We start from the raw sequence: 18873 nt of genomic DNA on the forward strand, positions 1-18873 counted from the left end.
TTAACACTGTATAGATCGAGCATGAGTGAGCATCTTGACACTGTCAATCCCTCGAAGGGCGTCAAAGCGGCAGGGGTCGCCGCTTACCATCACGGCGACTTGCGGGCCGCTCTGATCCAGGCGGCGACGGCCCTCGTGCGGGAACGCGGGATCGACGGGTTCTCCTTGAGGGAAGCGGCACGGCGCGCGGGCGTTTCGCCGGCGGCCCCGCAGCATCATTTCGGCGATGCGCGCGGGCTCCTCACCGCATTGGCGACGGAGGGGTTCCTGATGCTGGGCGACGCGCTGGCGGCGGCCGATTCCGATGCGACCGACCGCGACGGGCGCATCCGCGCGCAAGGCCGGGCCTATGTCGCCTTCGCCCTCGACCACCCGGCCGAGTTCGACACGATGTGGCGCTGTGCGCGGATCGATACGGGCGATGCGGCCTATGTGGCAGCGGCCGGCCGCGCGTTCGGGCTCCTGAAAGCGGCGGTGGCCGGAACCCATTTCGAGGATGGCGAGCTACCGGCTGCATCCCATCACACCGCACCGGACCCGAAGGCCATCGCCTGCTGGTCCCTGGTCCATGGTCTCGCGCGGCTCGCCCTCGACGGGGCGCTAGGGCCGGCAGAGGCGGCGCGCGGAGCCATCGACGGGATGCTGGAGCCGGTCCTCGACTGCCTGACGGTGTGATGCCGGGACGACGCGGCCCAATGCCCGCTCTCATCGCGAGGCCGGGGGGATCCGCTCCGGTCTTCGCGGGATAGGGCCCGTCGTCAGGCGACCCCCGCCCGCAGCAGGTCGTGATAATGCACGAGGCCCACGGGCCGCTCGTTCTCCACGACGATCAGCGAGGTGATCTTCATCGATTCCTGGATTTCCAGGGCCTTGGCGAGAAGGGTCTCGGGGCTCACCGTGCGTGGCCTGACGCTCATCAGGGCTTCGACGACGAGACTGTCGAGGTCGGCCCTGAAGACGTTGCGACGCAGGTCGCCGTCGGTGAGGATGCCGGCGAGGCGGCCGTCCTCTTCCACCACCACCACCGATCCGAACCCCTTGGCGTCGATCTCGGCGATGGCGGCCCGCATGCCCGTGCCGCGCTGGACCACCGGCAGCTGTTCGCCCGCATGCATCACTTCGCGGACCTGCCGGAGCGAGGCTCCCAGGCGTCCGCCGGGATGGTAGATGCCGAATTCACGGGCGGAGAAACCGCGGGCCTCGAGCAGGGCAATGGCAAGCGCGTCGCCCAGGGCGAGCTGCATCGCCGTGGAGGTGGTGGGCGCGAGCCCGTTGGGACAGGCTTCGCGGGCCTTGGGCAGAGTCAGGCAGACATCGGCCTCCCGCCCGAGGGTCGAGCCGGCATTCGCCGTGATGGCGATGAGGCCGACCCGGTAGCGCCGCGCATAGCCGATGATGTTGGCGAGTTCCGTGGTCTCGCCCGACCAGGACAGGGCGACGACGACGTCCTCCGGCTGGATCATGCCGAGATCGCCATGGCTCGCCTCTGCCGGATGGACATAGAGGGCAGGCGTGCCGGTGGAGGCCATGGTCGCCGCGATCTTGCGGCCGACATGGCCGGACTTGCCCATGCCGGTGAGGATGGCGCGGCCCTTGGCGGTGGAGATGCGGGCGACGGCGTCCGAGAAGGCCGTGCCGAGACCGTTGCCGATGGCCTCCATCAGGCAGCGCAGGCCCTCGCACTCGGTCTCGATGGTGCGCAGGGCCGAGGCGATGGCGGGCGCATGGCCGGCATCGGGGGGCGACATCCGCTTCTCCGCTGCAGCACCGCCCATGACAATCCCCGCCTTCGCCGGCGCGCGCGGCGCCATGACGTGCCGCCTATGCAAGGCGAATGTGGTCGGATGGGGGCTTGGGCGCGTGGGACGCCGCGCACCGGTATTTGCGGCGGGGTGGCGGAGACGAGGGTATCGGGGGCGGGCGGCAGGAGTTCCAGGCTGCCCGGTGGATGGAACTATACTGTGCCGATGTTGAAAAATTTCCGATCGCAACAAGTGATCGTTAACCGTTCGGCTGGAATGTCAAATTTCAAGTAAAGGCTGATCGTTGCGATCCGCGGTCAGGAAGAGGTTTTCATGTCGATCCAGACTCGCTCGATTCGTGCCAAGCTCATCACGGCATTTTCCCTGCTTACTTTGTTTGTCATTGGCCTGGGGGTGCTTGGGATCGTCAGTACGCAGCGCATGCGCGAGCAAGCTCTCGATATCGAAAACAATTGGCTTCCGAGCGTTCGTATCCTCGGCGAGATCGATACTCTGACGGCTCGCAACAACGGCGTCATGCTGCGTCACACGCAGGAGACCGACCCCCAGAGGCTGGCGACCATCGAGGGCGACCTCGTGCGGTTCGGAAAGAGGATCGACGAGAAGAAGATCGCCTATGAGCGGATGATCGCCTCTCCCGAAGAGCGCGAACTCTACGACACGTTCACGCGCGAGGCCGCGAAATTCGCCGCGATCCGCCAGACCATCCTGGAGATGTCCCGCAGCGGGGAGAAGGCGCAGGCCTTCTCGTTCTACGAGACCAAGGGGATCACCATCCGCCGGGGCATGTCGGACGCCCTCGAAAAGCTGGTGAGCCTGAACAATGTCGGGGCGGATCAGGCGCAGGCGCGGAGCAAGTCGGTCTTCGAAGAGGCCCGGACCCTGGGCATCGCCGCCATCGTCGTCGCCGTCCTCCTCTCCGTCCTGTCCGCCTTCCTGATCATCCGCGGCGTGAGCCGGGGCATCGATTCCGTGGTGCAGCCGATGCAGGCGCTCGCCGCCGGCGACCTGTCGGTGACCATTCCGCACCAGAACGTCAGGACCGAGATCGGGCGCATCGCCGACGCCGTGCAGGTGTTCAAGGACGGATTGCACCGGATGAAGGCTCTGGAAGACGAGACCGCCCTGGCCCGTGCCGGCGCGGAAGCACAGCGCAAGGCCGCCATGCGGTCCATGGCCGACGGCTTCGAGTCCGCCGTGGGCGGGATCATCCAGAGCGTGTCCAGTTCGGCGACGGAGTTGCAGGCCACCGCGCAGAGCATGGCCGGCACCGCGACGGAGACCGCCGCGCAATCCACCAGCGTTGCCGCCGCCGCGGAACAGGCCGCCTCGAACGTCACCACCGTGGCGGCCGCGGCCGAGGAACTCGGCTCGTCGGTGCAGGAAATCGGCCGTCAGGTCAGCGCCTCGGCCGGCTTGGCCCATGTCGCCGTCGAGGAAACCGCGCGGACCGCGCTGCTCGTGAAGGACCTGAACAGCGCCGTGGCGAAGATCGGCGACGTGGTGACGATGATCAGCGCCATCGCTGGCCAGACCAACCTCCTGGCCCTGAACGCAACCATTGAGGCGGCCCGTGCCGGTGAGTCGGGGCGCGGCTTCGCCGTCGTGGCCGCCGAGGTGAAGGAACTCGCCAACCAGACCGCCAGGGCGACCGAGGAGATCGGCGGCCACATCGCCTCGATCCAAGGCTCCACCGATCAGGCGGTCTCGGCGATCGGCGGCATCACCACCCGCATCCAGGAGATCAGCGCCGTCGCCACCACGATCGCGGCCGCGGTGGAGGAGCAGGGTGCCGCCACGCAGGAGATCGTCCGCAACGTGTCCCAGGCCGCCACTGGCACGGGGGAGGTCACGGTGAACATCGCGGGCGTGGCGGGCGCCGCCGAGGAGACCGGCGCTGCCGCCAGCCAGGTGCTCGGTGCGGCCTCGGAGCTGTCGCGGCAGTCCGAACATCTCAACTCCGAGCTGGGCCGCTTCCTCGCCACGATCCGCGCGGCCTGACCGGGGTCGGGCTCCTGCGCGGGGGAGCGCCGTCTCCCTCCGCGACAGGTCAGGTCGCCTCAATGGGGTCGCCACCAGCGGCACGTGGCGATTGCCTTCCGGGTCGCCCGCCCCGACGCGAAAGGCGAAGACGCGGCGCCGAATGCCCCTTGGTCAACTGGTGAAATCGTCCCCCGGCGCGGTATGCGTTTCGGATGCAGCGCGTCATCGTCATGGGGCCGCCCGGAAGCGGAAAATCGACACTGGCGCGGCGTCTCGGCGCCGTGCATGACCTGCCCGTCTTCCACCTCGACCAAGCCTATTTCCGCCCCGGGTGGGAGCCCGTGCCGGCCACCGAGTTCCGTGCCGAGGTCGAGCGTCTCGCGGCCCTCCCCCACTGGATCATCGACGGGAACTACACGGACGTGATCGGGCCGCGCTTCGCGGCGGCGGACATCCTGGTCTATCTCGATCTTCCGGCCTGGCTGACGATGGCGCGCGTGATCCGGCGCCTGGTGGCGAGCTATGGCAGGGTCCGGCCGGATGCAGCGCGCGGATGCCCGGAACGGCTCGATGCCGAGTTCCTGCGCTACGTCTGGACCTGGAACCGCAAGAGGCGGGCCCGGAACCTCGCCCTGATCGAGCGGTTTCCCGGCAGGGTCGTCATTTTGGCGAGCCGGGCGGAGCAGCGCCGGTTCGAAGGGACGTGACCCTTCCCCAATAGGCGCTCGCATCGATCGGGGACCGGTGTCATCTCCGGCCCGCCCTCGCTAGAGTCCGGCGCATCGTAGGAACCCGCGCCAGCCCATGCCATCACCCCGCACCGCCGCGAAGCACGCCGAACTCGGCCCCGATTTCTACGACGTCGTCGCTGCCGCCGATTTCCCGAAGACGATCCTGCGCTATCGGAACCGGCCCTGGTCGGCACGGGTAGGATTCGACGGCCTTTCCGACGAATCGTGGCTCGCGCATTTCGGCCGGTTCCAGCCCCTCGCCGGCAGCCTGCCCCAGCCTCTGGCGCTGCGCTATCACGGCCACCAGTTCCGCTCCTACAACCCCGAACTCGGCGATGGGCGCGGCTTCCTGTTCGCCCAGCTTTACGACCTCGCTGACGGTCGTCTTCTCGATCTCGCCACCAAGGGCAGCGGCACCACGCCGTGGTCGCGCACGGCCGATGGCCGCCTCACCCTCAAGGGCGGCATGCGCGAGATCCTCGCCACCTCCATGCTCGAGGCGCTGGGCGTCGACACGTCGAAGACGTTCAGCCTGATCGAGACCGGCGAAGAGCTGGAGCGGGGCGACGAGCCCTCGCCCGCCCGGTCCAGCGTTCTGGTGCGCCTCAGCCATTCCCATATCCGCATCGGCAGCTTCCAGCGCCCGCTGGCGCTGGACGAGCCACACAACATCGAGAAGCTCCTCGATTATGCGGTGCGCACCTACCTGCCGGAGGCCTGGCGCGAGGAGACCGCCCCCCGTGCCGTCGCCTTCCTGGAGCAGGTCTGCCGGCGGGTCGCCCGCACGGGTGCCCAGTGGATGGCGGCGGGCTTCGTCCACGGGGTGCTCAACACCGACAACATCAACATCACGGGCGAGAGCTTCGATTACGGCCCCTGGCGCTTCGCGCCGACCAGTGACCCGAGCTTCACCGCCGCCTATTTCGACGTCCATGGACTCTACAGTTTCGGCCGCCAGCCCGAGGCCCTGTTCTGGAATCTCAGCCGGCTCGCGGAATGCCTGATGCCGCTCGCCGACCGCGACGCCCTCGAAGGCGCCCTCAAAGTCTTCGGATCGAGCCTGCAGGACGCCTTCGCCGATGCGCTCCTGGCCCGGCTCGGTCTCGCCAAGCCCGCCGATGAGGCAGACCTGCACCGCTTCGTCGCCGCGTTCTGGGGGTTTCTCGCGAAGAGCCGGGCGCCGTTCGAGCAGACCTTCTTCGACTGGTACGGCGGTCTCGCCAGTTCCGATCGCGCGGCGGCGAGCCCCTCTGCCGCCTTCTACGAGCGCGAGGATTTCGCCGCCGTCCGGGCCAGCCTTGCATCCTTGTCCCCGGTCGAGAACATCCGTCTCGATCATCCGTATTTTGCCGGGACCACGCCCTGCACGATGCTGATCGAGGAGGTCGAGAGCCTGTGGGATCCCATCGCCGAGCGGGACGACTGGTCGGCGCTCCATGCCAAGCTCGATGCGATCGCCCAGATGGCGGAGGCCTACGGTACGGCGCCTTCACCCGTCGCCTGAGACGGCGCCCTGTTTCGGACACATGGCTGCGTAGGTTCAGGCGATGGCGGCGGTCGACGTCCGCCTGGACGGCACGATGACGGATATTCGGATCACGGCGGGCTCCTTCGGCGAGGGAGTGGCCACTTACGACAACGGCGTGTTCCGCTTTCCCAACGGCGATATCCGTGGCGTGGAGGATCTCTCCGACCTCGGCCTGCCGACCGAAGCGGCGCCGGAGCCCCATTGGAGCGGAGACATCGTGCGTGGTCTCCAGGGCGCTCTTGCCACCTCGACCAAGGGATTGCCGTCGCCCTTCGGTTTTGCCGCCTCCTTCGTGGGGCTCGGGCTCGACGTCCTCGAATCCACGGCCACTACCGCCGCGACCCTGCCGATCACGTTCACCGACGGCGCCAGCGCGACGATGGCCGCCGACGGCGCCGTGGCGGCTCTGATCCTGCGCGACCGCGAGGTGGTGCGCCTCGCGCTCGAACGGAGGGCACCCGCCCCGGCGGTCCAGTCGGTACCCGAGCCGGAGCCGACGGTCCCGGCACCGGATCCGACCGATCCGACCCTGACGTCGATGTTCCAGTACGAAAAGCGCAAGGGACGCCTGCGTCGTGTCGTGACCGAGAAAACATCTCAGGAGCCCTGAGCAGACGCCGCGGATTTCCCATTCGCTGAAGCTTGGCCGCTTCCTTTCTGGGCAAAGAGCGGGGGCTTAGGGGGGCTGCGCCCTACCCGTCGATGACGCTCACATGCGCCGCCACGACCTTCCAGCCGTCGGGGAAGCGGATCCAGGTCTGGCTTTGCCGGCCGACCTTGCCGGGCGAGCCGTCGCGGCGGAACAGGGTCATCGCCACCGCCGTATCGCGCCCGTAGGCCGTGATCACCGTATCCGACAGAGTCCGTTCCAGCCCGGCCGGCGAGCGGGCACGGCGGAAGGCACGGATCGCGTCCATGCCGTAGAGGTTCTCACCCCCGCCATAGCGGATGGTGCGGGGATCGTCGTGGAACAGGGCTTCCAGGGTCGCCACGTCGTTGCCGGTGAGCGCCGCCTCATAGGCCGCGAAGGCGGCCTCGACCTCGGCGATCACGTCGGGCGCATCGATCTCCATCGGCTCACTCACAGGATCGCATGCGGCGCGGAGACCACGCCTTCCCGTTCCAGATGCCGCGCGACTCGAAGCGCCAGATCCTCGCGCCACGGGGCGGCGATCACCTGGACGCCGAGGGGCAGACCGTCGTCGAGCCGCACAGGCACCGCCACCACGGGCAGGCCGATGAACGAGATCGGCTGGGTGAAGACGCCGATATTCGCCCGCACCGGCAGGGTCACCCCGTCGAGTTCGAAGGTGACCTGGCCCGATCTCGGAGCCCGGCACGGTGTCGAGGGGGCCAGGATGATGTCGACCTCGCGGAACAGGTCGAGCATCGCCGCCCGGTACCAGCGGCGGAAGCGTTGCGCGCGCTCGACGAAGGGGGCCGGGATCATCGCCCCCGCGATCAGACGGTCGCGCACGGCTGGGTCGAAATCGGCGGCCCGGGTCCGCAGCCGGTCGAGATGGAGGGCGGCGCCCTCGGCGGCTGTGATGAGGTAGGCGGCAGCCCGCGCCCGCGCGGCTTCGGGGATCTCGACCCGGCGCCCGGAGCCCAGGGATGCGGCGATGGTTTCCACCGCCACGAAGGCCTCGTTATCACCGCCACGCGCGAAGTATCCGCCCGCCATGGCGATCCGCAGATCGCCGATGCCGACATCGAGGCTCGGCATGGCGGGATCGGGGGGCCGGGTGGTCGCCACCGGGTCGTCCGGATCGGGTCCCTGCATGGCATCGTAGGACAGGGCGAGATCGGTGACGCTGCGGGCCATCGGCCCGAGATGGTCGAGGCTGCCGACGAAGGGGAAGCTGCCCGCCCGCGTCAGCCGGCCATAGGTGGGCTTCAGCCCGAAACAGCCGCAGAAGGCGGACGGGACGCGGATCGAGCCGTTGGTGTCCGAGCCGAGGGCCAGGGGAACGAGGCCCGCGCCGATGGCGCCACCCGAGCCCCCGGACGAGCCGCCGGACATGTGCCCGAGATCGTGCGGGTTGCGGGTCGCGCCGTCATGGACGTTCTCGCCGGTGAAATCATAGGCATACTCGCCCATGTTGAGGCCGCCCACGAGGATGGCCCCGGCGGCTTCGAGCCGTCGCACCAGGGCACCGTCCCGTTCGGCGGGAGCGAGATCGCGGTTGATCTTCGAGCCCGCCCGCGTCGGCAGGCCCGCGATGTCGATGAGGTTCTTCACCGCGAAGGGCACGCCCGCCAACGGCCCCAACGCCTCCCCACGGGCTCGCGCCGCATCCAGGGCGTCGGCCCTGCCCAGCGCGCGCTCGGGCAGCACGTCGGTGAAGGCGTTGACCGACGCGTCCACCCGCGCGATGCGCGCCAGCACGGCCTCGGTCACCAGGCGGGCGCTGATCACCCCGTCCCTGACGGACCCGGCGAGGTCGGCCGCGTGCATCGTGCTCGGATCGTTCATCTCTCCGCTCATGCCGCAAAGACCGGAGCCGGCTCCGCCTCGTCGGGCAGGGGAAACCCGGCGACGAGGCCGGCGGCGCCGTGGAGCACGGTGAGGTTCGCCCCCACAGCCGCGACCCAGGCGGGATCGAGGGGAATGCCGAGGAGGGCGGAGGCGGCGTCGATATAGGCATCGAGCCCACCCGATGCGGGCTCGGTCTTCGGCATCTCGGCCATGGCTTCCTCCTCAAACCCCGATCCGGCGGAACCGCCGCATCCCGGGGAGCAAGGGTCGGGCCGGACCCGATGACGATCTCACGGAAGTACCCCGGGCGTCACGGCCCTCTCTAGGAGGTCAGGCGTCTTCCCCCCATCCGCCGTCAGGAGATCGTGAGAGCGGGCGAAACGGGTCCGTCGGACCCGATGGCATCCGATCCTCGCCATCGTTCCGGATGACGTCGAACTCGGCCCTTGTCTTATACGCAAATCGCATCTAACTAAGATGCAGAACGAATATAAGAGTTGTCCCGTGACTGAATCCGAATTCCTGGCCGAGTATGATCCTGCCGTCTACGAGCGCCCTGCCCTCGCCGTCGATCTCGTCCTGCTGGGTTTGCGCGAGGGCCGCCCGGCGGCGCTGCTGCTGAAGCGCGCCCAGCATCCGCATGCCGGCCGCTGGGCGCTGCCCGGCGGCTTCGTCGGGATCGACCAGACCCTCGACGCGGCCGCCCTGCATGTCCTGCATGAGAAGGCGGGCATCGCCGGGGTGCATCTGGAGCAACTCTACACGTTCGGCGCGCTCGCCCGCGATCCGCGCATGCGGATCATCAGCGTGGCCTATCTCGCCCTCCTGCCGGAGGCGGCCCTCGCCGAGGCCTTGGAACGCGCACCCTCCCTGGTCGCGGCCAGGATCGAGGTGCCCTGGTCGGGCGAGGCCGGGGGTGACGTGGCGGCGCTGTCGGCGAAGGGGGAGGTTCTACCCCTCGCCTTCGACCATGCCGACATCCTGGCGATGGCGATGCTGCGTCTGCGCGGCAAGCTCGACTATTCGGATGTGGGCTTTGCCCTCCTGCCCGAGCATTTCACCCTGCGGCAGCTGCAGGACGTGCACGAGGCGGTGCTCGGCACCACGCTCAACAAGCCGGCCTTCCGACGCCGGATGCTCGACCGGGGCTGGCTGATGCCGACCGGATCGCGCGAGGCCGGAACGTCGTTTCGCCCCGCCGAACTCTACCGATTTCAACCGTCCCGCTGACCCGACAGGAGGTTTCCATGGCGTCGATCCGCAACATCGGCCTGATCGCGCAATTGCGGAGCGAGGCGAGCAGCCACGTCATCCGCTATCGTAAGGGGCGCATCCGCCAGAGTGGCCGGGGCCTCGTCTTCTGGTTCCGCCCGGAGACGTCGAGCATCGCCGAGATGCCGATGGACGACCGCGAGATGACGCTGTTCGTCCGCGGCCGCAGCCAGGATTTCCAGGCCGTCGCCGTGCAGGGGACGATCGGCTGGCACGTGGTCGATCCGGAGCGTCTCGCCAGCCGCATCGATTTTTCCATTGGCCTTCGCACCGGCAAACTCCAGGGCGAGCCGATCGAGAAGATCGAGGCGCGCATGGCCGGCATCGCCAGCCAGGCGGTGCTGCAATATCTCGGCGGCAAGCCGGTGCGCACCATCCTCGATGCCGGGCCCGAACCCCTGCGTGGGGGGCTGGAGGCCGTACTGGCGGCGGACCAGTCCCTGGCCGAGATCGGCGTCGCCGCCGTGTCGGTGCGGCTCACCAACCTCGCGCCGACCAGTGAACTCGAACGCGCCTTGCAGACTCCGACCTTCGAGGCGCTGCAGCAGAAGGCCGATGAGGCCACCTTCTCCCGTCGCGCCCTCGCCGTGGAGAAGGAGCGCGCCATCGCCGAGAACGAGCTCGCCACGCGGACGGAACTGGCGCGCCGGGAGAAGCTCCTCATCGCCGAGGAGGCGGAGAACGCGCGAAGCCGTGCGGCGGGCCGCGCCGAGGCCCAGGGCGTCGAGTCGATGGCGGAAGCCGAGCGCATCCGCCTCGTCGAGGGAGCCAGGGTCCTGGCCGAGGGGCAGCGCGTCGCGATCTACCGTGACCTGTCGCCTGCGATCCTGCTCGGGCTCGCCGCGCAGCAACTGGCGGGCAAGCTCGATACGATCGAGCATGTCAACGTGACGCCCGATCTGCTGGCCGCCGTGATGGGCGAGTTCCACAAGGCCCGTCCCATGGTAGGAGGGCGCTAGGCATGGTCGCCCTCACCCACCGCGCGGTCTTCGTCATCCGCGAGACGGATTACGAGGCGCTGATCGCCCGGCACGCGACGAGTGGGCAGGCACGCTTCTTCCTCGAGAGCCGTGGGCAGAAGCTGGAAGATGTGGTCGAGCGGCACGAACGGTTCCACGCCGTGCTTAGCCAGGCACGGGCCTCGGTGCCGGGTGAGTGGCGCCAGGCCCTGGTGCGGCGCGCCGACCTCGACCGTTTCCTGTTCGCCTCGGACGACGTCGTCGTCGCCGTGGGCCAGGACGGGCTCGTGGCCAATGTCGCGAAGTATCTCGGTGCGCAGCCGGTGATCGGCGTCAACCCGGCGCCCGACCTCTATGACGGGGTCCTCGTCCGGGTCGCCGTCGAGCGGCTCGGGCAGGTGCTCACCGCCAGCGTCCACGGCGCGGCGCAGGTGGAGCGGCGCACCATGGTCCAGGCCGTGCTCGACCAGGGCGAGACGCTGTTCGCGCTGAACGAGATCTTCGTCGGGCACCGCAGCCACCAATCCGCGCGCTACAGGGTCGAGGTGGCGGGCGAGGCCGAGGATCAATCCTCCAGCGGTCTCATCGTCGCGTCCGGTACGGGAGTGACCGGCTGGGCGCGGTCCATCGCCGAGGCGACGCATCTCGCCGTTCCCCTCGGCACGGAGGAGGCGGCGGTGGGCTACTGGGTGCGCGAGCCGTTCCCGAGCATCGCCAGCGGCACGCGGCTGCGCGCGGGCAAGCTGATCGATGCCGGGCTCCTCGTCACCTCGCGGATGAACGACGGTGGCGTCGTCTTCGCCGACGGGATCGAGCAGGATTTCCTGGCCTTCGAATGGGGCCGGCAGGTCAGGCTCTCGCCGGCGGATCGCACGCTTAATTTAGCGGTGGCCTAACCACGTTCGCCGGCAAGCTGGCCGCACTCACCTTGGTCCTTCATCGGCGCAAGACGAGTATCCGCTTCACGAAAGCGAAGACATAGCGCTTCCCTACGGATGATCCGCCAAGCGATCCCGAGGCTTACGCCGCCGATTGAAGGTCGCGTGCGGCCTTGCGCAAGACGTCGTTCATGCGGCTTTGCCAGCCGGAGCCAGTGGCCTTGAAGGCCTCCACGATCTCGGGATCGAGCCGGATCGTCACCGGCACCTTGGGATTCGCGGCGATAGGCCGGCCTCTGGCGGCCTTGCGCACCGACGTGACAGCCGCGAACTCGTCGGCGGTGAGAACCTCGCGTGCGGGGCGCATCTCGGAAAGCTCTGTATCCGTCAGAGCCGGGGCGTCGTCATCGGTCAGATTTGGCTTGCGAGCCATAGCGCACGCTCCTTACGGTTGGTGGGGCGAAGGGAGATCACCCTGAAGCCATCGGCGGTCGGGGTGAATACGAGCATCACGGTGCGGTTGCCGATCCTGCCGAGGGCCTGGAAGCGGCGCTCGGGATAGGCGAACCGTGTATCCCGCCGGATCACTGCAGTCTCAAAGGCAAAGCCCTCTGCATGGGAGAACGGCAAGCCGCGCTCCTCGGCGTTTTTCTCGCTCTTGGCGGGGTCGAACGTGATCGGTATAAATTTATTGTACGCACATCAAATACCGTTCGCAAACATTTTTGTGCGTACAAAAATGGCTGCTGTTTCGCGGATCTGTGGAGCGTCGGTCCGACGTTCGATCGGCGTGACCGAGGGCTCACACCGGAGGCGCTGAAAACGACCATCGGTCGGGATCAGCGTCGCTTGATGCTGCTTGAGCATCGTTTGCCGTGGTGTTTCGGCCGGCTGTCGAAGGCCTTAACTGCCGCGATGTGCTGCTAGACGATCCAATACCGGATCAGGCAGAAAAATACCCGCTAAGTCAGAGACTTAGCGGGCGAAAACTTTGGTAGCGAGGGAGAGATTTGAACTCCCGACACAAGGATTATGATTCCTCTGCTCTAACCAACTGAGCTACCCCGCCATAACAAAGGAACCCGCGCGGTGCGGGCGCCCCTGAAGAGATCGGCGGTATAAAGAAATCCGCCTTCGGGTGTCAACGGGGAGTTTGCGACTTGGCCACTCCCCGTCGCGGTTTTCTCAGAGGCGGGTGCCCAGGATCTCGGCCACCTGCGGAATGTCCTTGTCGCCACGGCCCGAGAGATTGAGCACCATCAGATGCTCGGCGGGCTTCGTCGGAGCGATCTCGAACACCTTGGCGAGGGCGTGGGCCGGCTCGAGGGCCGGGATGATGCCCTCCAGCATCGAGCACAGCTTGAACGCCTCCAGCGTCTCGGAATCCGTCGCCGAGAGGTAGGTGACGCGCTTGGCCTCGTGCAGCCAGGCGTGTTCGGGGCCGATGCCGGGATAGTCGAGGCCGGCCGAGATCGAGTGGGCGTCGGCGATCTGGCCGTCCTCGTTCTGCAGCAGGTAGGTCCGGTTGCCGTGGAGAACGCCCGGCTTTCCACCCGACAGGGAAGCGGCGTGGAGGCCCGAGGAGATGCCGTGGCCGGCGGCCTCGACGCCGTAGATCTCCACCTCGCGGTCGTCGAGGAACGGATGGAACAGGCCCATGGCGTTGGATCCGCCGCCGATGCAGGCAATGAGGGAGTCGGGCAGTCGCCCTTCCATCTCCAGCATCTGCTCCCTGGTCTCGCGACCTATGATCGACTGGAAATCGCGCACCATCGCCGGATACGGGTGAGGTCCGGCCACGGTGCCGATGCAGTAGAACGTGTCGGCGACGTTGGTAACCCAGTCGCGCAGCGCCTCGTTCATGGCGTCCTTGAGGGTCTTGGTGCCGGATTCCACCGGGATCACCTCGGCCCCGAGCATCTTCATGCGGAAGACGTTGGGCGCCTGGCGCGCCACGTCGACGGCGCCCATGTAGACGACGCATTTCAGGCCGAACCGGGCGCAGAGGGTGGCGGTGGCGACACCGTGCTGACCGGCGCCGGTCTCGGCGATGATCCGCGGCTTGCCCATGCGGCGGGCCAGCATGATCTGGCCGAGCACGTTGTTCACCTTGTGCGAGCCGGTATGGTTCAGCTCCTCGCGCTTGAAGAAGACCTTGGCGCCATGGCCCGGGGCCGATGTCGCGCGCAGGTGCTCGGTGATTCGCTCGGCGTAGTAGAGCGGGCTCGGGCGACCGACGTAATGGGTCAGGTGGCCGTTCATCTCCTCCTGGTAGGACGGATCGGCCTTGGCCTCCGTATAGGCCTTCTCAAGGTCGAGGATGAGCGGCATCAGCGTCTCGGCGACGAAGCGACCGCCGAAGATGCCGAAGCGGCCGCGCTCGTCCGGTCCGTTGCGGAACGAGTTCGGAGAGGGGGCGATGGTCACGGTTGTCGTCCTTCGCGTCTTCGGCCGGCGAATCTCCGCCGGGCCTGTGCGTTCGGTATTGGGTTGCGCCAATGCCTAGACCCGCGTGGGGGGCGTCTACAATGCGGCGAACGCGTCGATTTGTGAAATCGGACCCTATTCGTAGGTCCGAACCGCCGCGATGAAGGCGGCGATGCGCTCAGGGCTCTTCTCTCCCGGCCGGGTCTCGACGCCCGAGGAGACGTCGACGGCGCGCAGGCCCGTCCGGACGAGGGCCTCGGCGATGTTTCCGGGCGTGAGACCGCCGGACAGCATGGTCCCCGCCGGCAGGTCCAGACCTGCCAGCAAGTCCCAATCGAAGGCGAGGCCGTTGCCGCCGGGAAGAGCTGCATCCGGCGGCGGTTTCGCGTCGAGAAGGATGCGGTCGGCCGCTCCATACCCGGCGATGGCGGCGAGGTCCGAGCGCGTCGAGACGCCGACCGCCTTCATCACGGGGCGGCCGCTGCGATCGCGGATGGCCGCGACACGCTCGGGTGTCTCGTGCCCGTGGAGCTGTATCCAGTCCGGATCGACGGCGCCGAGGGCCGCATCGATCAATGCATCGTCCGGGTCCACGAGGAGGACGACCCGCTCCGCCCTGCCTTTCGCCCGTTCCGACAACAGGCACGCCGTCTCCAGAGGGACATGGCGCGGGCTCTTGGGAAAATGCACGAAGCCGACGAGGTCGGCCCCGGCCGAGATCGCCGCGTCGAGAGTGTCGGGCGTGCTCAGCCCGCAGATCTTGACGCGGATCGACGGCATGACGGTGCCCGGTCTAACGCGGCGCGGGGAGCGCGACGCGGCTGTCGAGACCGGGATAGCGCTGGGCGGGTTCGGCTTCGGTGGCCGCGACTCGCGACTTCAGACGCTCGGTCTCGCCCTCCAGGCGACGGATCTCGCGGCGGCGGGCGGCGCTCGTCTGCCGCGTGCCCGACTGGCCCAGCCACGTTCCGATGCCGCCGCAGAGAATGCCGATGGCGACGGAGGCGAAGATCAGGACGTAGAGCGGCAGCGGCAGGCTGAAGGCCGGCGTGTCCGTCGTGAACGGATCGAAGGACAGGCGGACGACCTCCCGATTGGCGACGGCCAGGGCGACGACCACGATCGCAACGGGAAGCAGGACCAAACCCTTGAAGAAGCGGATCATCGAGACACTCCGATCGATGGGACGAGGCTGTGCATGGCGTTCAGGATTCCTCATTCTCGGAGGGCTCCTCCGCGCCGATCCCGGCTTCATTGAGTCGCTGGCGCATCTCCTTGCCCGTTTTGAACACGGGGATGGCCTTCTCGGAGACGGCAACGGGTTCACCGGTGCGCGGGTTGCGCCCCCGGCGCGCATCGCGGCGCTTGACCGAGAACGCGCCGAAGCCACGCAGTTCCACACGGTCGCCGCGCGCCAAAGCCTCGGCGATCGTGTCGAGGATCGCCTTCACCAGGGTTTCCACGTCGCGCTGGTAGAGATGCGGGTTCTGCTCTGCGATCCTGAGCACGAGCTCCGACTTGATCATGCGGCGGTCTTCCCTGAATTCATGCGGTTCCGGCACCCCTGCGGACGTGATCCAGGCAGGCGTGGTTCGGCGTCGCCCTCAAGGCACATCGGCGGAGCCCGGACGCCAAAGGGCGAGGAGGCCCCCCTGCGCGAGACCTGCCGTCTCGTCGCCGACCTGCCGCAGGCGCGTGGCAAGTCCGCCTAGCCCCAGGAGGTCGGCACCCATGCCGAGGGCCGACCAGAGTTTGAAATCGCTCTCGGATTTCGCCTTCCAGTCACGCACGGGCAGGCCTTTGGTGACGTTGCGCTCGGTCTCGAGCCAGGCCACTGCCTGACGCTCGCCGCCGACCCCGTCGACCAGCTTCAGCGGAACGCTCTGGCGGCCGCTGAACACGCGCCCGTCGGACACGGTTGCGAGTTCCTTCTCGGAGAGTTTGCGCCGCTCGGAGACGAGGCCCTTGAACCAGGCATAGGTATCGCCGACGACGGAGGCCAGGGCGGCGCGGGCCTCGGGCGAGGTCGGGGTGAAGCCCGACGGCTCGGCCTTCAGCGGAGACGACTTCACCGACTCGACCTTGACGCCGACCTTGTCGAGCAGGCCGGACAGATCGGGATACTGGAACAGTACGCCGATGGAACCGACGAGGGCGGTTTCCCGCGCAATGATATGATCGGCCGCGATGGCGGCGATATAGGCGCCGGAGGCCGCCGTACCGTCGACGAAGGCCACCATCGGCTTCTTCTCGGACAGCGCGCGCAGGTTGCGGTAGAGTTCTTCCGAGCCGGTGGTGGTGCCGCCCGGCGACGAGATCGAGACGATGACGCCCTGCACGGCGCTGGCGTCGCGGACCCGTTCGATGAGCTTGGTCGTCGATTCGCTGCCGGCGATAAAGCCACCGATGGAGATGCGGGCGATCTGCGGCTTCACGGCAGGGAAACCGAAGCCGTCATTGCCCCGAACCCGGTAGCCCACCGCACCGACGGCGACGATCAACCCGCCGATCCCGACGACGCGCCACAACGAGAGTTTGCGGCGCAAGCGCCGGCGATCGATCAGTAGTTCGGCGTCTGCAGCCATGCGATCGTCCCGCTCCCTTGACTCGTCCGACCGTTGTGGCCGGCTGTTCGCTCACGGTACGTATGGATGTACCGGTAAAGGTGCCTCCAAACGTCCCCTTGAGATGTGTTCCACACCCGCCGCCGGATTGCATCAAGCCTTTGGCAGCTCTCGTGTCCTTCCGCCGGAATACCGATGGAGTTCGGGGTACGCGAAAGCAGGGCCGTGTTCTAGCGCCCCCTCCGGTGGACCGGCAAGAGGACTCGTCGACTGCACGCGAGGCTTCGGCGCAAAGCCACGCGGGATGCGGGGGCTTGGGTGTGGCGCCCGGTCATTCCTTCGATCGCCCGACTCATGCGGAATCCCCCGATGCCGAACTCGCGGCATCGGGGAATTCGGCGTCCTCATTCGCCCGTTCAGGGAGCGAGGTCGTGGACCGGCTGCGTTGTGGTGGTGCGGTTGCTGTTGAGGACGGTGTTGCCGACCGGCGTCTGCTTCAGGGCCTCCACGTCGATCTGTGGGGGCGACGGGAGCTGCAGCTGCTCGCTCGTATAGGCCCAGGCCTGAGCGACCCGCTCCGGATCGTCGTTCAGCTTCAGACCGTAGCTCGGGACGATCTGCCGGAGCTTCGCCTGCCATTCAGGGGAAGAGACCTTCGAGGCGAACACCTTCTCCAGCACCTTCAGCATGATCGGGGCAGCGGTGGACGCGCCTGGCGAGGCGCCGAGTAGGGCCGCGATGCTGCCGTCCTTCGCGCTGACGATTTCCGTGCCGAGTTTCAGGACGCCGCCCTTCTCCTTGTCGCGCTTGATGATCTGCACGCGCTGGCCTGCCTGCCACAAGCGCCATTCGTCCTTCTTGGCCTTGGGGAAATACTCGCGCAGGGCGGCGATGCGGTCATCGTCCGAAAGCATCAGCTGACCGGCCAGATACTCCACCAACGGATATTCATCCACGCCCACGCGAACCATCGGCCAGACGTTGCTGGTGGTCGTCGAGGACAGGAGGTCGAAATAGGAGCCCTCCTTCAGGAACTTGGTTGAGAAGGTCGCGAAGGGACCGAACAGAAGGACGCGCTTGCCGTCGAGAACGCGTGTGTCCAGATGCGGAACGGACATCGGCGGCGACCCGACCGAGGCCTTGCCGTAGGCCTTCGCCAGATGTTGCGTCGTCACATCGGGATTCTCGTTGACGAGGAACGAGCCGCCTACGGGGAAGCCCGCGTAATCGTCGCCTTCCGGAATGCCGGATTTCTGCAGGAGATGCAGGGATCCGCCGCCCGCGCCGATGAACACGAACTTGGCGTCGAAACTCTGCTCGGACCCGTCCTTGAGGTTCCGCGAGACCACGCGCCATGAGCCGTCGGGGTTCTTGTCGATGGTCCGGACCTCGGTCGAGGCCTTTAGCTCGAAATTCGGCTGGCTCTGCAGATGGGCGACGAACTGGCGGGTGATCTCGCCGAACTCCACGTCGGTGCCCAGCGACGTCCAGGTGGCTGCGATCTTCTGTTTGGGATCGCGCCCCTCCATCATGAGGGGAACCCATTTCCGGATCTGCTCGGGATCGGTCGAATAGTCCATGCCGGCAAAGAGCGGGCTTGCCTTGAGCGCGGCATGACGCTTCTTGAGAAAGGCGACGTTCTCGTCACCCCACACGAAGCTCATATGCGGGGTATAGTTGATGAAGGAGCGCGGGTTCTTCAGGACGCCGTTACGAACCTGCCACGACAGGAACTGGCGAGTGACCTGGAAGGCCTCGTTGATCTCGACGGCCTTGGCGATCTCGATCTGCCCGTCCTTCTTCTCGGGCGTGTAGTTGAGCTCAGCGAGGGCGGAATGGCCGGTGCCGGCGTTGTTCCAGCCGTTGGAACTCTCCTTCGCCACGCCGTCGAGCCGCTCGACCATCTGAATTGACCAGTTGGGTTCGAGTTCACGCAGCCAGACACCGAGCGTTGCGCTCATGATGCCGCCGCCGATCAGGAGGACATCGACCTTCTTCGCCGCGGGGGCGGCGAGGACAAGGGAGCCGGGCATGGCCACGGCCGCCATCCCGGTCAAGGCCGTGCCGAGGATCTGCCTGCGGTTCAAGGCAGGTGCCGTGGAGGAAATGTCCTTGGACGGGCGGGTATCGTTGTCATCGGCGCTCATCGCCATACCTCGTTTTGTGGAACACGTCCGGAGGACCCTCATCGGACGTCTGTCCGTCCAGGGCATCGGATCGAGAGGATCGGAGGAGCGCTTCTTCCCAAAGGGCATTCTTGCCCGGTGTGCTGGCTAGACCAGTCTACCG

Annotated in this window: 20 protein-coding genes and 1 tRNA gene; 8 read left to right on the forward strand and 13 right to left on the reverse strand. The window is 67.4% G+C overall.

The genetic code is table 11. The annotated features are described in order from the left end of the window. Positions 1–21 precede the first annotated feature (21 nt). Positions 22–675, forward strand: a complete 654-nt coding sequence (locus K368_RS0120200; RefSeq protein ID WP_027173923.1) for a TetR/AcrR family transcriptional regulator — start codon at positions 22–24, stop codon at positions 673–675. Positions 676–758: 83 nt separating this feature from the next. Here K368_RS0120200 and K368_RS0120205 read toward each other — a convergent pair whose 3' ends face one another. Further along, positions 759–1775, reverse strand: coding sequence for a KpsF/GutQ family sugar-phosphate isomerase (locus K368_RS0120205; protein WP_051440118.1), 1017 nt, complete (start codon positions 1773–1775; stop codon positions 759–761). Between the two features lie 300 nt (positions 1776–2075). Here K368_RS0120205 and K368_RS0120210 point away from each other — a divergent pair, with 300 nt between their 5' ends. The 4 genes from K368_RS0120210 to K368_RS0120225 all read left to right on the forward strand — a co-directional run bounded on the left by K368_RS0120210 (position 2076) and on the right by K368_RS0120225 (position 6615). After that, a complete protein-coding gene (locus K368_RS0120210) occupies positions 2076–3764 on the forward strand; it encodes a methyl-accepting chemotaxis protein (protein WP_027173925.1) in 1689 nt (562 codons plus the stop codon). Positions 3765–3958: 194 nt separating this feature from the next. Further along, positions 3959–4453, forward strand: a complete 495-nt coding sequence (locus tag K368_RS0120215) for a hypothetical protein (protein ID WP_027173926.1) — start codon at positions 3959–3961, stop codon at positions 4451–4453. Positions 4454–4550: 97 nt separating this feature from the next. Continuing rightward, complete coding sequence (locus K368_RS0120220) at positions 4551–5981, forward strand: protein adenylyltransferase SelO (RefSeq protein ID WP_027173927.1); 1431 nt, start codon at positions 4551–4553, stop codon at positions 5979–5981. 43 nt (positions 5982–6024) lie between these two features. Further along, a complete protein-coding gene (locus K368_RS0120225) occupies positions 6025–6615 on the forward strand; it encodes a hypothetical protein (protein ID WP_027173928.1) in 591 nt (196 codons plus the stop codon). Between the two features lie 82 nt (positions 6616–6697). Here K368_RS0120225 and hpxZ read toward each other — a convergent pair whose 3' ends face one another. Genes hpxZ through K368_RS0120240 form a run of 3 tightly spaced genes read right to left on the reverse strand, consistent with a single transcriptional unit; the run spans position 6698 to position 8696 of the window. Next, complete coding sequence (hpxZ, locus tag K368_RS0120230) at positions 6698–7078, reverse strand: oxalurate catabolism protein HpxZ (protein WP_027173929.1); 381 nt, start codon at positions 7076–7078, stop codon at positions 6698–6700. 8 nt (positions 7079–7086) lie between these two features. Then, on the reverse strand, positions 7087–8481 hold the full coding sequence (locus K368_RS0120235) for an AtzE family amidohydrolase (RefSeq protein ID WP_027173930.1): 1395 nt from the start codon (positions 8479–8481) through the stop codon (positions 7087–7089). An 8-nt stretch (positions 8482–8489) separates the two neighbouring features. Beyond that, positions 8490–8696, reverse strand: a complete 207-nt coding sequence (locus K368_RS0120240) for a DUF4089 domain-containing protein (protein WP_081739628.1) — start codon at positions 8694–8696, stop codon at positions 8490–8492. Positions 8697–8988: 292 nt separating this feature from the next. Here K368_RS0120240 and K368_RS0120245 point away from each other — a divergent pair, with 292 nt between their 5' ends. The 3 genes from K368_RS0120245 to K368_RS0120255 are packed head-to-tail and all read left to right on the forward strand — an operon-like array spanning position 8989 to position 11611. Continuing rightward, a complete protein-coding gene (locus tag K368_RS0120245) occupies positions 8989–9714 on the forward strand; it encodes an NUDIX domain-containing protein (RefSeq protein ID WP_027173932.1) in 726 nt (241 codons plus the stop codon). Positions 9715–9731: 17 nt separating this feature from the next. Then, complete coding sequence (locus K368_RS0120250) at positions 9732–10715, forward strand: SPFH domain-containing protein (protein WP_027173933.1); 984 nt, start codon at positions 9732–9734, stop codon at positions 10713–10715. 2 nt (positions 10716–10717) lie between these two features. Further along, complete coding sequence (locus K368_RS0120255; protein ID WP_027173934.1) at positions 10718–11611, forward strand: NAD(+)/NADH kinase; 894 nt, start codon at positions 10718–10720, stop codon at positions 11609–11611. 124 nt (positions 11612–11735) lie between these two features. Here K368_RS0120255 and K368_RS0120260 read toward each other — a convergent pair whose 3' ends face one another. From K368_RS0120260 to mqo, 9 genes are all read right to left on the reverse strand, one after another. After that, positions 11736–12026, reverse strand: a complete 291-nt coding sequence (locus K368_RS0120260; protein WP_027173935.1) for a BrnA antitoxin family protein — start codon at positions 12024–12026, stop codon at positions 11736–11738. Beyond that, the gene (locus tag K368_RS0120265; RefSeq protein ID WP_027173936.1) at positions 12005–12277 is read right to left on the reverse strand and encodes a BrnT family toxin; all 273 of its coding nucleotides are present in this window, start codon (positions 12275–12277) and stop codon (positions 12005–12007) included. Before K368_RS0120265 ends, K368_RS0120260 begins: the two co-directional genes overlap by 22 nt. Positions 12278–12585: 308 nt before the next feature. Then, a tRNA-Met gene (locus K368_RS0120270) sits at positions 12586–12662 on the reverse strand. 116 nt (positions 12663–12778) lie between these two features. Next, positions 12779–14020 (reverse strand): tryptophan synthase subunit beta, encoded by a 1242-nt coding sequence (trpB, locus tag K368_RS0120275; RefSeq protein ID WP_027173937.1) that lies wholly within the window; start codon positions 14018–14020, stop codon positions 12779–12781. Between the two features lie 135 nt (positions 14021–14155). Continuing rightward, positions 14156–14800, reverse strand: a complete 645-nt coding sequence (locus K368_RS0120280; protein ID WP_027173938.1) for a phosphoribosylanthranilate isomerase — start codon at positions 14798–14800, stop codon at positions 14156–14158. Between the two features lie 13 nt (positions 14801–14813). After that, positions 14814–15185 carry a LapA family protein gene (locus K368_RS0120285; RefSeq protein ID WP_027173939.1) on the reverse strand — a complete coding sequence of 124 codons (372 nt, stop codon included), beginning with the start codon at positions 15183–15185 and terminating at the stop codon, positions 14814–14816. A gap of 40 nt (positions 15186–15225) precedes the next feature. Then, positions 15226–15546 (reverse strand): integration host factor subunit beta, encoded by a 321-nt coding sequence (ihfB, locus tag K368_RS0120290; RefSeq protein WP_027173940.1) that lies wholly within the window; start codon positions 15544–15546, stop codon positions 15226–15228. Positions 15547–15624: 78 nt separating this feature from the next. Next, a complete protein-coding gene (sppA, locus tag K368_RS0120295; RefSeq protein WP_027173941.1) occupies positions 15625–16605 on the reverse strand; it encodes a signal peptide peptidase SppA in 981 nt (326 codons plus the stop codon). Positions 16606–17000: 395 nt separating this feature from the next. Next, complete coding sequence (gene mqo / locus K368_RS0120300) at positions 17001–18731, reverse strand: malate dehydrogenase (quinone) (RefSeq protein WP_197031044.1); 1731 nt, start codon at positions 18729–18731, stop codon at positions 17001–17003. Between the last annotated feature and the right edge of the window lie 142 nt (positions 18732–18873).

Source organism: Methylobacterium sp. 10, assembly GCF_000519085.1.
GTDB lineage: Bacteria > Pseudomonadota > Alphaproteobacteria > Rhizobiales > Beijerinckiaceae > Methylobacterium.